Consider the following 15,791-nt stretch of genomic DNA (forward strand, 5'->3'; position numbering starts at 1 on the left):
TATCCTGGGACACCCAAAATCACCCTCGCAAAAGATATATAAGGCTGATTATGTGTTATTTATGATTTAATCCTCAGAAAAGTGTCGAAGTCAGGAAACAAGTGCTGTGAAATTGTCTCAACTGTAAATCCGTCATTTAAGATAAGGGATGTGGCGCTAAAATGACGTGAATGCAGTTGTACGCTACGGCTCATGGGATATTAGATGGCAATAATGGCCGACACAATGACGTAAACTGCAAATCCGTCATTTAAGCAAACTACTTATTTTTAACATTTCTGCGTGCGTTTTTGATAACGCCACCCATATACCGATTTTTTGTAGTTTCTATATTAACATGACCAGCCTTAATCTTCACATCTGCCTCCAGCACAGCATCTATCAAGGATACATTAGCCATCATTTCTTCATAGATCTTTGGTGGAAGTCCGTATTCCTGTATCAGGTTAGTCATCTTTTGGGCTATCTGGTGAGGCTGCATTTTATGCAGCTCGTCATAATATTTCTCTATTTTTGCATATATTTCTGCTTCCCCTTTTGCTTCCTGATTCTGTATGGTAAAGTCAAAGCCTAAGATGGGACGCTTTTGATTGTTTATTGGCGTATACTCAATAAATAGAGGGGTTTTGTTATTGATTTCTTTAATAGGTTCATATACTACGCGGCGTAAGAATCCGGCATTGTCTTTATAGCTATCCTCTATTTGCATGATTTTTTTTATGTAGTCTATCTCTACATTTTTCCATTCCCCAAAGTCTTTTCTGGACATGAACAACTCATACCATCGCTGTGAATATTTACTATTTAACGACAGAATGGACTTTAAACGTATCCAAATATAGCCGGAAGTAAGCTGGGCCAGGAATTGCAAAGCTTCATTTTCTACCTTAATTCTTACATACCCCCATCTTTTTTGGTATTGAACCACAGGGAAAGGTGTTATTTTGTTGAATCGTTCGTTTTTGGGATCCATGAAGGAAAACTTAGCAGCCTGTAGTTCGTCGGCTGCTTTGGCCAGAGCATCATGGTGTTGTTGCTTCAATAAAACCGTGGGGACTTCTATCCAAAGATTTTGGTTAAAATCAATTTGTAGTTCTGTACTCTTTTTTAGCTTTGTCATGAGTACATAAAACATTCTTTTAGAAAGAGCTGATTCAAAGTTATGAACGGCTTTGTTTAGAACGTTTGGGAACTGGAATGAATTATAGCTGGGATTTTCGCTCACAATATATTGATTTGAGTATGATTTAAAATCAAAATTACAAATATTAATGACAAGCACAAGCGTCTTTGTCATTTAATATGTTGAAAATCCTAAGGAACTGTATATCCGTCATTTTAAACTGTATATCCGTCATTTAATAAACTGAAAATGTGTCATTTTAAACTGTATATCCGTCATTATATACTGTATTTCCGTCATTTAAGAGCTTATATACAACTGTAAAATAGATAGTTACAAAGGTAGCTATTCTCTATCTAAATTAGTTTAAAGATATTTATTCACTACTATAGTTTTAATTTAAAAGGCGTGATTTTTATCCTACTTGACATAAGTATAGTTCTGACAGTTTCTCTAAAAAATACACTTTCCATACTTTCAAGAAAATCACATAACGTTATATTTAAATAATAAATGTGCATTTAAAAACGTCGCTCCGCGGGGGATTTTATTAGACATATCATTACCAAAAGTGTAAAAATATTCATAATTAAACAAAATGTATCTTTTGAATACTATTTTTTGAAGGATCATGTGCCCTATTATTCTTGCCACACGAATTTTTTATTGTTTCCGACGTATATCGGTTTCATAAGTGCAAATTTTGCACTTATGATGCAAATGGAACAGATCTATCCGTAAAGTCATTTCCTGGCTTCAAGTTGGAAATTCAAATATATTAATTTTTTTATGAGCCTCCCGTTAATCTTCCAATCATTGATTAATCTCTAGCGGATTTTTGCGCAAATTAAAGATGCATAAATTAATTATTCATACAATGAAGTGATATTCATTAACTTTTTTTAATTTTGAATTATAAATATTCTATATTTGATATATTTATTGATTAAATAATGAGTAATGTATTGTGTCAATTGGAATTTGCCACGAATTTCTTTGTAAAAAAAGCCAATACGCATTCTTTGCCCTTTAAAACTCTTATTATCTGTTTTAATTTTTTAATATTTGTATTGATATTCTATAATAATTGGCCTTCTTGAAAATTAGGGTTTTATTATCAAAAATATAGCATGAAAAAAAACATTGTTATTGCCATCAGCAATTTTAAAGGGGGAACCGGTAAAACGACCACAAGCGTAAATATGGCCCATGGACTGGCCAACAGGGGATTCGATGTGCTGGCCTTCGATCTGGATCCCCAGGCTAATCTTACCGACCTTTTCGGGCTGTTGGGTGAAGTAACGGATGAACGTTGCGTTTCCAATACTTTGAGGGGAAAAACAGATTTGTTTATTCATAAGGTCAGCGACAAAATGCATGTGGTCGGCGCAAATTCCGAATCCATGATTGGAATCGATTTTGAGCTGCAGTCGTCTTTAAGAAGCGGAGACAATAAACTTAAAAGCCTGATCGACCCCATCAAGGAAAATTACGATTTCATCATACTGGACCTGGCCCCTGCCCTTAATATGTTAACCGTAAATGCTTATGTGGCCTCGGATCGTATCATGGTTCCCGTACTTTCCGACTATTTGTCTCTGACGGGTTACTATAACCTTGAAAAGCGGTTGGAACAGGACCTGGATATGAAGGTGACCGACATTCTTGTGACCAAACACGAAAGTAACACAACCTTGGCGACCGAAGTCGTAGATGAGTTGATTTCAAACCGTTCTGAATTGCTTTGCCAAACTATCATTCCAAAAAATATAGCGCTTTCGGAACAAGGTATTTCAAAACAATCTATTTTTGACTATGCACCAAATTCGTCGGGTGCTAACGCATATAACGGATTTGTCGAGGAGTTTTTAAAAAGGATATCATAATGGCAAAAAAATTAGGATTAAAGGGGGGGCTCGGACAGTTTCGTTCCGAAGTGAAAGAATTGACCGCTTTGCCGGAACTTGAAAGGCTTATCCCTCCATTGACCACGGAAGAGTACAAAAATTTAGAGGAATCAATCTTGGAGTTAGGCGTAGAAACCCCTTTGGATGTGTGGATACCGACTGAAAAAACCGCAGGGGGAAACAAGGATATTATCGGGAAAACTATTATCGTTGACGGCCATAACCGTAACATCATAAGGCTCAAACATAAAATGCCGGTTCCAAAAACCACGGAAAGAGAATTTAATTCTCTCGTAGAGGTAAAAAATTGGATGTTAAAAAAACAACTGGGCAGAAGAAATCTATCGGACGCAAACAGAACTTATTTAACCGGCCTTCTCTACAACACAAGCAAATATGAGAAAGGTAAATATGAAAGGAACTTTGACGGGGAGATTGAAAGGAACACGGCACATAAGATCTCACAGGAAACGGGAAGCTCCATACGATCGGTTAAAAATGCCGGTGACTTTGCGGATGGTATCAATAAACTTGCCCCTGAGCTAAAAAAACATATTCTTTCCGGCAAAGAAAGAATAGCCAAAGCAACAATCCAGGAACTGGCTTCCAGTGATGCAGAAAAACCGATTGAAAATATTGAGCAAATAGAAAAAGAGGTAAAAAAGGTACGTCAAAGGAAAACGGTAGGTAAAAAGAAAAAACAGGTCAGCGAAAAGAATAGTCCAGAAAATGGTAAAACAATAAAATCGGCCGAATTCCATATAAACAAAAATGATACTGTTCATCAAGAAATGGGGGATGGGGAACGTCTTGAACGTTATTTGGAGATGAAAGCTAAATTTACCGAACAATTCGGGGATCTTGAACTCGATATACTTACCAGTGTTTTTAACGATATACTGCAACTGCGATCTACCCAGTCCGACCACGTTAAACTGGCTAACGACGGCTATACGATCCTTCGTAGCGGGGACAGCCCTAAAATACATATCAAATACTTTTCAAAGGACACCAATTCATGGAAAATCCTGGAAAATACCTTCACGTCTAAAACCGAACGGGACCGGAGGTTCAAAAAACTTTTAAAGAACAAAAAAACAATACGGGGTTAAGGTTTTATTATCCATAAGTGCAAAATTTGCACTTATGCTTTTTATCATTGATTTATGATCCAGATTATAGACAAACAATTAGAGTTGCTCCATACGGAATTTCACGAAAGTCCTGAAAACAAAAAAATACGGGAGTTAATCCATGTGCTCGAACTGTTCCGGGAGGTCTTTAAAGTTGTTCTGAACGGCCAAAATTTGGACAGTCCAGCCCTGGCTTTGTTTGTCGCCCAATTGACCACCGGAAAAGGTGAAGTAGATTTTGTCAGGATGACGAACGAATTTATGAAACTGCATCAAGTCAAACAGACCCACATCAAAGAAAATACGGGTATTTCCCAAGCCCGTGTCTCCGATTTTCTTAACCGTAAACATGCTATGCAAAGTGATACCTTGGCAAAAATATTTACCATGCCTACCCTATAAAAAAAGCTCCCGGTTAAAGGAGCTTTTATTTTCACTTTTTGTATAAAGACACCGCTATCTCTGGTAGGTTGCATCCCTGCAGAGCCCACTTCCTTTTCACGATGCATGACAAATATACGATTTTTTGTTGTAAAAAAAATAATATTTCTTCCTTTTATTTCTTGCATTTTTTTCGGTAAAACGAATCATTTTCACTTTATCTTTTGGCAAAGCCATATCTTAAAAAATCCCCCGCGGAGCGACGGCTGTTAATCATTTTTTGAGGCTCATGTTTTGTTTTTTAATACTGACGGCCGGGATATCCACTCTAAATAATTTTCTATACGGTTTATTTTTATAGTCATCGGATGAGCTTCCTACGGTCGCTATCCGACAGCTTAAAAATAGGATCGTATATTTCATTATTTGCCGTTTCTATCTCTGTCAGAGACCCATCCAAAATATAACCTTATCCCAATCGAAGTATTAATTTTTTATGTCACATCGTTCTTGTAACTTTTTCATACTTGCAAGGTTCGTATTCATGGAAAATTGCGTATTGTTAAATATTTTAAACGTATGAAATATTTTGCCTTTTAGGCATAGAGAAGTTTTTCCATCGGATAGAATCTTCTTTACAAGGAAGAACTTACATTTCGGATGGGGATAGTTTCCGATAGGAAAGCAAGATGGATTCGGGCAAAACTCGAATTTATAAATCGGGCTGTGCCCGATTGTGCTATATATTAGGTAGATATATAATAATTGATTGTTTATAAGAATAATATTTTAGGGATAAATGGAGAATTACTTTTATAAATGATTGATAAACAATATATTTATATGAGAAAAAAGGATACTTTCAAGGATAATATTTACAATTATGAGCGAATTAAAAAACCTCAAAATTACTGCTGAAACGAAGGAAATCATTGATAGCCTGGTGAAAAATCATGGCGGACTACAACGAGATTTTATTTATAAAATGGCGGTATACTTCAAAAATACCGGCACAAATCCAGATAGTTTTTTGATGCCTTCACCAACTGAAGAGTTAAAAAAGTTCCGGGATACCATTATCGGTTTTATGCGAAAACAGGAGGCTGATTATATCAAACCAACATTCGGAAAAATGCAGTCCTTAATGGAAATGATGGTACGTTTGATAGAAGAAGAAAAATCTAATACTGAACCCAAGGTTTCCAATGCGCTAAAACAAAACAAATCACTTGCCACCCCGTCCGAAAGCACACATCAGATTCCGGACGATAGCGGGGAAATTAGAAGACTAAAGAACCAGCTGGAAATAAAAAGGCAAGAGCTGCAAACCATGAAAAAGTATTTCCTTGAAATTTGTGATTCCGTAGAAAAAAAATCTACCGGTATGCAAAAAAAGAATGTAATTTTATTGGATGAGGCCAAATTCCAGGACTCCTACAAATGGGTACGAACTTTTGAGATCTGATTATGTACGTAAAAATCAATAAACCCACGGAGCACAACCACAATAAAGGCGACTGTAAAAACCTCATTGAATATCTGGAGAAAGAGGATATCAAAGAACTCGGTCAGTCAAAGGGTTTTTTTAATCTGAACCGCGACCATATTTCAGGTTTGGAAGCACAAACCATCATCGATGGCAATAAGGCCAAGCTCGGAAAGAAGGATTCCAAGTTCTTTCATATTTCCATCAATCCCAGCCAAAAGGAATTGGAACACATCGCTATGGAAGTGACTGGCAAAAGGGTGCGGGATTATGGTGTAATGACCGAAAATGAAATGGCCAGGTTCGACCGTGCCCTGAAGGATTATACGCATAACGTGATGGACGGTTATGCACGGAATTTTAACCGTGGACTGGAAGGAAAAGATTTGGTATATGTGGCAAAGGTGGAGACGGAAAGGAAATACGATCGTTTTTCAAAAGAAGTAAAACATAACCGCGGGGTCAAAAAAACGGGGGAGGGGGCTTATATGTGCAATTCAAAAGGGGAGGTTATCCAAGAGAACATGCCCAAAGAAGGGATGCAGCACCATGTACATGTCGTCGTTTCGCGTAAAGATGCGACCAACAAAATAAAGCTTTCCCCCTTTGCCAATGCCCGTAACGCCAAAAATAAACTGGACGGAAAGGAAGTGCAGATAGGTTTTGACCGGAAAGCTTTTGTGGGCGATACCGAAAAGCGATTTGACGAGCAGTTTAACTATGACCGTCCGTTCAAGCATTCCTTTGAATATAAACATGCCATGTCGTATCCCTACAAAGGCATGATAAAACAAATGGCCGGCCAACAGATAACAAGTGCCATCGGTAACCCGAAACAAGATCTCATGCGCGAGCTCGGATTGGAGAATATTGAAGGTTTCACGGCTCAAACACAGCAGCTGTTCAATATCATCAGCAAGGGTATCGCCCCACAAAAAATTGTTCTCGACATCGAAAAGAAAGCGGTACAAAAAACGCTATCCTTATAACTTTATCTTATGGATACTTTAAGGCATTTTTTAAGTTTGGAGCTGGCCCAACAGCTTTCTATCGTTTTTCAGGTTGTCCTTCTCTCAGCGGTACAGGGATTTGGTCTGAGCCTCAGGAGCCATTGGGCTAAATTCTGTTTTATAGCGGGAAGCCAGGTATTGTTGTCTCTATATCTTGCGTATTTAGCAAAGTATTCGTTAGGGGTACATGCCTTTTATGCGATAAGCTCATTACCCTTGACCATTTTATTATGGGCATTGCTGTCCGGTAGTGGCGGGGACAGGTCGAAGATTAACTTGAAGCTTGTACCCGGTGAGATATGGAAGCTTGTTTTACCTGTCCAAAAACGGAAACGCTATGCGCTCGAAAATCTAAAACGGGGGGTGGCCATATTCGGCGCATCGGGATCGGGCAAAACGGAATCTTGCTATGTGCCGGTGATTAACCATTGTGCCTTTCATAATTTTGCCGGTATCAACCTTGATTTTAAGGATGGCGAACTTACGGAAATTATCAATTATTATTACACCAAGTACGACCATATTGAAAACTATAAAGCGGGGGTGCCAAGGGCAGAGGTGAGGAATCTTTGTTTGCACCGACCGGAAATTTCGGACTTTATCAATCCCATAGATCCTGTGTATCTGCACTCGCAGGACGATTTATATTTAGCTTTAAATACCTTGTTTGCCTATAACAAGAAATCGGAGAACAAGTACGATTTTTTTGAGAATGCCCCGCAGAGTTGTCTGGGCGGTGTAATCTGGCGCTTGAAAGAAGACTATCCCGGGCACTGTTCCTTGCCGTATGCCATTGCCCTGTGTATGCAAAAGGATGCCCTGGAATTGGCCCGTTTCATCTCAAAATCAATGACAGCAAAGGTCATCGGGTCCGCTTTTTTAAAGTCTTTCGCGGTCAATCAAAAAGGACGCTTACACGTAGGCGATCAAATGACGGGTATCATGGGTTCCCTGGCAGATATATTAAGGCAATATGCATCGCCCAACATGTTTTATGTGCTGCAGCGTAACGATTTCAGTTTAGAACTCAACAATCCCTTACAGCCTGTCATGTTGAACATTATCAACTCACCCAAATATGATTCTGTCTATAGTCCTTTTTATTCGATGTGCATCTCCATGATCATCAACCAAATGTCCGTCAGGGGCCGTTCCCATTCTGTCTTATTGCTGGATGAAGGCGCTACTACCAAAATTCCTAATTTTTACAAGATACCAGCTACCAGACGTTCGTACGATATTGCTACCGTGTATGGCATACAGGATAAAGTCATCTCGGATCTAACGTATAGCGACAAAGAAACAAAGGCTATATTGGCCAATCTTTCCTATTTGCTCATTGGTAAAGCTAATGATCCTGATTCGGTTAGGTACTATAAAAATCTACTGGAAGAAGTAAAGGAAAAAACAACGACCGTATCCCAAACGGATACTTTTATAGCCGGTTCCGGCAAAAGGATATCGGAAGGGGAGAGGGAAACAACAAAATATAAGAACCAGGATATCTCCGGCTTAGGGGCAGGAGAGTTTATTTGCTATGCCGATGGTAAAAGCGAAAAGATAAGGTTTAAACTGATGCCTGTTGAAAGGATACCTCCCAAACCCAAGCGTACGGTCACTAAAATGGATATTGAGGACAACTACAAAAATATACTTATTGCGGTAAGTAATTTTGAATAGGCTTTGGCTTTATATTTCATAAGTGCAAAATTTGCACTTATGAAATATGTATCTGTCTATCCGTATTTTAATAGTTAATATCACCCATTTATAATGAACTAATACGCTAAGTGAAAGAGAGAACTTTTCTACCTTTCTAGTGGAATTCCTCACGACGCCCAATACTTCGCACAGCTACTGTTTTCACTGCGTTACTCCTAAGCCGTTACTCCGTTATTGGTACGAATAATTGCTCCACCCCCACGGTACCCGTCCCTATTTTGTGTACCAGAGCCAAAACAGGTTTTGACACTTTTAACCCCAAAACAGGGACAAGTACTTTTTTCCCCGCACACCAGATAGAACCATCACTTTGCTCATTGACCGAAAAAATTTGACCCAAGCGAAACTGCCTTTGGTATCCTCTACCGAGGATAATGCAAGAAATAAATGGAAGCTTGTATGATCCCCTCCAAAAGGTAAAGTCAGTTTCTTTACTTGCCTCAAATTGTGGGACGTTAACTTTTTTCCTTAGAGACGATACTGCGTATTGCGGAAAAAACTGAACCGTCCTTTTCTCGACCTTAGATTTCTTTTGTTTTGCTCCGCAGGGTCGGGTAGTGCCCCCGACAGGACAGAGGAACTGCAAGAACAGGGTAATGAATAGATAGAACAAGTTTTTATAAGTGCAAACCTTGCACTTAAGGTCGATGCTTCTGTGCGACTAATCTTTAGTTTCTTTACCTTGATTGAGCCAAACTTTGAAATCCTCTTCCGAAAGATGTTCTTTCATCCAATCGTCCATGCCAGCATCGCAACGTTCATTTACATACCTGGTGAAGGGAAGCATCGTTTTGCAGGCTTCAAAACCTTTGGCTCGCATATCGGCCGTAATGCTATCGGGTAATCCCTCTAACCACTCATGAAAATACTTTTTCGCCATTTTAACGCTCAACGAATTGGCCTGTTTATGATATCTGTAGGAGGCATTTCCTATTCTAAACATTCTGGCATGAAATTCTTTCATATTATCAGGACAATTTTTTAAAAAATCATCCTGGTTCTTTTGTATCTTTTTTATGGGGTGTTTCATTGATCGCAATTTTGCAGTAAAAGTAAAGCCAATCTTCTTTATACCTATTCTCTAATAAATCATTATTGATTTGGGTTGGGGGTTTTCCTTTTTTCATCTTCTTTTAAAGAAGGTATCCTTATTTTGTGGGCTTCCTGTTTCTGAAATAATCTCATTTCGTCGATAACTAGTTGAATATCTTCTAAAAACGGCCTGTCTGCTCCATTTTCAGTAGCTATTTTTAAATATGCTTCCATAGTTGCAACGGCAAAGGCATCGTGGCCGGCTATCACAAAGGCCGGTTCGTCGTTTTTAAGGCATTTTAATAATATGGCTTTTTGGTCTTTCATTTTCTGTCTTTATTGGTTAGGTTTCTATTACTTTATTCATGGGCGTATCAGGAATTTAGGCTAGTTTTCACAAATTAGCTTATCAGCAATTTTCTGAGCAGCTAATCCGGTGAATATTTCTTTGGCTCGATGCTTGGTCTGCTTTTTACCGCTTGCTGCGACTGAAAGCATAGATTTGACAGGTACCTCCGGTACCTGATTATAGTAGGCTTTCCAATAACCAGGAACCGATTCTATGGCAATACTGATGATGTAGTCATCATACGGATGATTAAAAACGATATGTGATTCTAATATTTTATATTCCATCATTGTTAAGATTTACCTTTAGGATATCTATCCAATATCACTCTTCACCGATTCTTTAAATGCAAAATAGTAAAAGAAAGCAGCCTTTGTGGATTTATTCATTTTGCGGTTTCCCCTTAAATAAAGGGATAAAGAGGATTTGTCGAGCATTAGGTCTCGTATCAGGTCTTGGCGTGATAAACCTAACTCTGCCAGTCGTTTGACCACCCATTCGTTATTTACCGCACTCAATATTTTTCTTTGTTCAGATTCTTGTTTTAATCTTGCAACGGTAGCTTTAAATCTATTCATTTTATACAGTTTGCTAATCGCAAATATAATGACATTAAGTTTGCTATTCGCAAACCGAAAGCACTTGTAAAAGTTAGTAAAACCAAATATGGAAAATAGAAATAGCAAATAGTAGGGGAGGGGATAAGCTACAGGTTCTAACTTATTCGCGAAGTAGCAATACGGATTCATCAAAATAGTAATAATAAGAGGAAGCGTTTATGTTTAAATACCTCCCCTTATCGTTTGCAAATTTGTGAACCATTAATAATCACGCCCAAATATACGATGATTATTTCTTGATGTTACAACATGTGGAAATTAGTTCAGTCAGTATGTAACTATTATAAATCTGACCTGTTTTTTTGTAAGTGTAAAATTTACATTTATGGGAGGTTTCATCTTTAATGAGTTTTGGCAAGGTAGTCAACGTAAAATATCTTTCTACAGCTTGGATTTTAAAAAGATAGAGGAAAGTAGAGGTTACCAATTTTAATTCGAATATTTAATAGATCCGGTAAAATTTCAAATATCCAGAGCTATTTAGCAAAGATGATTGATTGCTATAATTGTTTGGAAGGACAGTATAGCTGTAATGTTAAATATCTTTAAACTTCTTTTTTGCCGGCAACAAAGAACATCTGCTCTCGTAATAAGCGACAATGACATCCTTAAGTTCCCTATAGTTGAATACAGAACAAAGTTAATTTTGATTGTTTTTTTGCCGATCTTATTCTCGACGTATACTGCTATATATGTTTCCTCTTTCAAGTAAAAATATCAGGAAATTGAAACTTTAGAGAGAAATGTCAAATAAGGACAATTATCTATATGGCACTTTAAACTTTAATATGCTAAAACATATAAGTTTCGCTCGTTTTTTTCTCATCTATATACCTATAATATTAGTTTGCTATTTTGGCATTTTTCACTATTACGACACCCTATTGGAGAATAAAGCCGAGATTACCTTAAATTCTGAACTAAACGAGCTTAAAGTAAAGAAGATTATTATCGACGACTTTTTTACCGCCCTTGTCGAAGATATCGATCTGTTGAGCTGGGAATATACAAACGCAAACTTTTCTCAGGTGAAAAATTCTACTCTGAAGCAAATGGATTTTTTTAGACGATTCTCCACGGTACGAAAGAGTTACGATCAGGTTAGATATATGGATACCCTAGGCAATGAAGTAATACGTGTTGATTATAAAGATCACAATCAAGGACAGTTCATCGAGCAAAAATATCTTCAAAACAAAAGCCACCGGTACTATTTTAAAAGTGCCCAAGGATTGGCGCCCAACGAAATCTATTTTTCTAAAATAGACCTGAATATTGAAAATGGCCAGATAGAGACACCGTACAATCCCGTGGTCAGGGCGGCAAAAAAGGTATATGACCAACATGGAAATTACACAGGAATCATCGTCACAAACCACTATATCAATGACTTATCCAGCAAGTTGATAACCTACGATGATAACATCCATTCCTCCTTTGAGCTAGTTGACAATCAAGGTTATTGGCTTATGGCTAATAATCCTGAAATAACATTTAGCCATATCAAACCCGGAAAGGACAGTATCAACCTAAAGAAATCTTGCAATAATCTTTGGAATAAAATTCAGAATAATCAAAAAGGATTTTATAGGTCAAAGGAATACTCATATGCTTTTTTTAAATTTTCGCCTACACTTAACCTAAACCTGGATAAGAGGTTTATTCTTGATGCAAATAAAGAATTTACCCTTATCAGTAAACTTGAAAACAATTATCTGAGTGAAAGTCATCAATTCTATAATTTCGCACGGTGGGTTTCGTTAATAATTATAGCCATTCTTTTTGCTGCAATAATTTTGGCGGTGCAATATTCACGGTATCGTCTGGAGCAAAAAAATAGAGTATTAAGAAAATCGGAATCTGAACTTTCTACTTTAAAAGACAAACTGGAGCATACGCTTCAATTAAAGCTGGAAGCACTTACCGTTACCGAGCGTAAGTTTTTTTCTTTGTTCAACCATGCCGGTATTGGTGTTGCATTGGTGGGTTCCGATGGTAAGCCTGAATTCTCGAACAAAACGCTTTGCGATATATTAGGATATTCTTCCCAGGAGCTTTCTGTTAAAACTTTTCAGGAATTTACGTTCCCTGAAGACATCGAAAAAGACACCCAGTTATTTAACCGACTTATCAATAAGGAAATAAACAACTATAATATTGAAAAGCGATATATTAGAAAAGATGGCAAAGTAATATGGGGTGACTTAAATATCTCGTTGTTAATGGGTAACAATGGCGAAATAGCTAATATTATCGGAACTGTAAGCGATGTTACGGAAAGGAAAGCTAATGAGGAGAAGGTATTTGATAATGCGCAACTTTTAAACCAGGTGTTTGAGGCAGTACTGTCATTGGACAACAAAAATACGGTAACATATTGGAACAATGGAGCTGTGGAGTTATTCGGTTACGGACAAAATGAGGTATTGGGGTGCCATGTCAGCCTGCTTTATGGAGATAAACATCTCCCCGATACCCATAAGCGGATATCCGATGAATTTGCGGACAAAACCAAGATGCAAACAGAAGTAGTGCTGAAGAAAAAGGATGGCACTTCCTTTATCGGACATCTTTCCATATCGAACCGATACGACAACAGGGGAAATGTTATCGGTAGCATTTGTTCTGTGATCGACATTTCTAAACAAAAAGAACACGAACAAAAAATATTACAGATAAATGATGAGTTGGAGCAGCGGGTGGAATTACGGACTAAAGAACTAAAACAATCATACCTTCAAATTAAAGAAAGTGAATACAGGCTGAATGCCGCTTTTGCCGTTGGTAACTATGGATGGTGGGACTACCAGGTCACCGAAAAGGTATTTCATACCCATTCTTCGCGATACAGAATACTGGGATACACAGATTTGGAAATAGGCAACACCTATGAGTGGTGGAGACAACAGGTACACCCAAATGATCTTAAACAGACAGATCTACTCTTCCAGGAAATGAATTCCGGTAAAACATCTTCTTTCAAACACGAATTAAGGTTTAAACATAAAAAAGGTCAATATATCTGGTTTTATGATCAAGGAACCGTTATTGAGAAGGACGAAAGAGGAAATCCCAAACGCATTATTGGAACCACCCAAAATATAGATCAACGCAAAACAACAGAATTGGATTTACTTAAATTATCCAAAGCAGTGGAGCAAAGTCAGGTAGTGGTAGAAATTACCGACACCAAAGGCTTAATAGAATATGTAAATCCAGCATTCGAGAACCTTACCGGGTATAAACAACAGGAAGTTATTGGTAAAAATCCCAATATATTGAATGCACATGTTCTCCCGAAAGAAGTATATAAAAACCTATGGCAAACCATTTTAAAGGGTGACACCTGGGAAGGGGAGCTCTGCAACAGAGCGAAAGACGGAACAATATTTTGGGAGTCAGCCATCATATCGCCTATAAAAGATGAAAATGGGGATATTATTAATTTTATTGCGGTCAAGGAGGATATTACCGAAAAGCGAAAGTTTTTAGAACAATTAAAAACAGCCAAAAAGGAAGCCGAAGAAGCCAACAAGGCCAAAAGCGAATTTATGGCCAATATGAGTCACGAGATTCGTACCCCAATGAATGCCGTGACTGGCTTTACAGATATTCTTTATAGGCAGATAGAAAATCAAACGCATCGGGAATATCTCAATTCTATCAAAGTAAGCGGGAAAAATCTTTTGGCGATTATTGACGATATTCTGGATTTATCCAGTATTGAATCAGGTAAGATTAAACTCGAGTACAGCCCTATTGATCTGGCAGGGTTATTAAATGAGTTGAAAGGAATATTTGAGGTACAGGCTAATAAAAAAGGCTTGACTTTTTCAATCTATATAGACGAGAATGCATGTGCTTCATTTGTTTCTGACGAAGTACGTGTACGCCAGATCCTGTTCAACCTAATTTCGAACGCGCTTAAATTTACTGACAAAGGGTCCGTTTCCATAAGGGTTCAAACTGATATAAAAATCAATGGGACAAAATCCCGGGATAACGTCTCAAATATCCTGTTCAAAGTAGAGGACACAGGAATAGGGGTTAAAAAGGAAATGCTGGAAAATATATTTGATCCATTTATCCAGCAGAATGGTCAGGATCAAAAGAAATACGGAGGTACCGGATTGGGGCTATCTATAAGTAAAAATTTAGCAAATATGTTAGGTGGAGATATTTCCGTTAATTCAGAAATTAACCAAGGCAGCACTTTTAGTTTTTCATTAAAGGGGATAAAATGTTCCTTATCCAGTGACGGGATGGGAAATGGAAATCAACAAGGCCCGGAAATACTTTTTGACCCCAAGCGTGTGCTCGTTGTAGATGACATAGGTACAAACAGGGAATACATGAAGAGCGCCCTTTGTGAATTGGGCTTGACGGTTTCAACGGCCGAAGATGGACTGCGGGCGCTCCAGATCCTGGAGGAAGAAGAAATCAACATCATTCTTTGTGACCTAAAAATGCCCAAGCTGGACGGTTATGGGTTTGTCAATAAGCTAAGGGGCGGCAGGTTTAAAGAATTGCCATGTATAGTGACCACGGCTTCAGTGCTAAATGAAGAATTGGAACAAATAAAAAAACATGACTTCGACGGTGTCATGCTCAAGCCCATCCCATTGGAATCTCTTATCGGTGAGCTAAAGAAATACCTGACATATACCATTGTGGAAACGGCTTCAATTATCGAAAATGGATCTTTGAAGCCCTTAAGCTTGGAGCAAGTCAACATGATTGGCGAAGAATTAAAAACAATGATCCTACCCTTATACGAATCGATAAAAGAACGACAATCCTTTCAAGACCTAAACCAGTTTGCTGATATGATAGGTAAAACAGGATTGAACCATGACATTGACTCTTTTAAAAGTTATGCCACGGAATTTCATCAGGCAATCGATAGTTTTGATATCGAGGAGATTCTGAAATTAATCAAGCTGTTTAAAAACCTGATTCGTTATTAGGTCGTTGGCAAGAAGTGATAGTTGATACCTATCACTGGCCCAATGCCCCATAAGGTTAATG

General features: G+C 37.9%; 12 protein-coding genes. 7 read left to right on the forward strand and 5 right to left on the reverse strand.

Annotated elements, in window-relative coordinates; genetic code table 11:
- Positions 1 to 259: 259 nt before the first annotated feature.
- Positions 260 to 1,297 (reverse strand): replication initiation protein, encoded by a 1,038-nt coding sequence (locus FN809_RS16760; protein ID WP_142534688.1) that lies wholly within the window; start codon positions 1,295 to 1,297, stop codon positions 260 to 262.
- Positions 1,298 to 2,253: 956 nt separating this feature from the next.
- Here FN809_RS16760 and FN809_RS16765 point away from each other — a divergent pair.
- The 6 genes from FN809_RS16765 to FN809_RS16790 all read left to right on the forward strand — a co-directional run bounded on the left by FN809_RS16765 (position 2,254) and on the right by FN809_RS16790 (position 8,720).
- The gene (locus FN809_RS16765) at positions 2,254 to 3,009 is read left to right on the forward strand and encodes a ParA family protein (RefSeq protein WP_142534689.1); all 756 of its coding nucleotides are present in this window, start codon (positions 2,254 to 2,256) and stop codon (positions 3,007 to 3,009) included.
- Complete coding sequence (locus FN809_RS16770; RefSeq protein WP_142534690.1) at positions 3,009 to 4,142, forward strand: ParB N-terminal domain-containing protein; 1,134 nt, start codon at positions 3,009 to 3,011, stop codon at positions 4,140 to 4,142. Before FN809_RS16765 ends, FN809_RS16770 begins: the two co-directional genes overlap by 1 nt.
- Before the next feature lie 54 nt (positions 4,143 to 4,196).
- Complete coding sequence (locus FN809_RS16775) at positions 4,197 to 4,565, forward strand: hypothetical protein (protein WP_142534691.1); 369 nt, start codon at positions 4,197 to 4,199, stop codon at positions 4,563 to 4,565.
- 862 nt (positions 4,566 to 5,427) lie between these two features.
- Complete coding sequence (locus tag FN809_RS16780; protein ID WP_142534692.1) at positions 5,428 to 6,009, forward strand: BfmA/BtgA family mobilization protein; 582 nt, start codon at positions 5,428 to 5,430, stop codon at positions 6,007 to 6,009.
- A gap of 2 nt (positions 6,010 to 6,011) precedes the next feature.
- Positions 6,012 to 7,019: a DUF5712 family protein gene (locus tag FN809_RS16785; RefSeq protein WP_142534693.1), complete on the forward strand. Its 1,008-nt coding sequence runs from the start codon at positions 6,012 to 6,014 to the stop codon at positions 7,017 to 7,019.
- Positions 7,020 to 7,028: 9 nt separating this feature from the next.
- Positions 7,029 to 8,720 (forward strand): type IV secretory system conjugative DNA transfer family protein, encoded by a 1,692-nt coding sequence (locus FN809_RS16790; RefSeq protein WP_142534694.1) that lies wholly within the window; start codon positions 7,029 to 7,031, stop codon positions 8,718 to 8,720.
- Positions 8,721 to 9,423: 703 nt separating this feature from the next.
- Here the strand turns inward: FN809_RS16790 and FN809_RS16795 are convergent.
- The 4 genes from FN809_RS16795 to FN809_RS16810 form a co-directional block, all read right to left on the reverse strand.
- On the reverse strand, positions 9,424 to 9,792 hold the full coding sequence (locus tag FN809_RS16795) for a hypothetical protein (protein WP_142534695.1): 369 nt from the start codon (positions 9,790 to 9,792) through the stop codon (positions 9,424 to 9,426).
- Positions 9,793 to 9,854: 62 nt separating this feature from the next.
- Positions 9,855 to 10,121, reverse strand: a complete 267-nt coding sequence (locus FN809_RS16800) for a hypothetical protein (protein WP_142534696.1) — start codon at positions 10,119 to 10,121, stop codon at positions 9,855 to 9,857.
- A gap of 60 nt (positions 10,122 to 10,181) precedes the next feature.
- Complete coding sequence (locus FN809_RS16805; protein WP_142534697.1) at positions 10,182 to 10,433, reverse strand: hypothetical protein; 252 nt, start codon at positions 10,431 to 10,433, stop codon at positions 10,182 to 10,184.
- Positions 10,434 to 10,457: 24 nt separating this feature from the next.
- Complete coding sequence (locus tag FN809_RS16810) at positions 10,458 to 10,721, reverse strand: hypothetical protein (RefSeq protein WP_142534698.1); 264 nt, start codon at positions 10,719 to 10,721, stop codon at positions 10,458 to 10,460.
- 830 nt (positions 10,722 to 11,551) lie between these two features.
- Between FN809_RS16810 and FN809_RS16815 the strand changes: the two genes are divergently transcribed.
- Positions 11,552 to 15,730, forward strand: a complete 4,179-nt coding sequence (locus tag FN809_RS16815) for a PAS domain S-box protein (protein WP_185957602.1) — start codon at positions 11,552 to 11,554, stop codon at positions 15,728 to 15,730.
- Positions 15,731 to 15,791 lie beyond the last annotated feature (61 nt).

Source organism: Saccharicrinis carchari (genome assembly GCF_900182605.1).
In the GTDB taxonomy this organism is placed as follows: Bacteria; Bacteroidota; Bacteroidia; order Bacteroidales; family Marinilabiliaceae; genus Saccharicrinis; species Saccharicrinis carchari.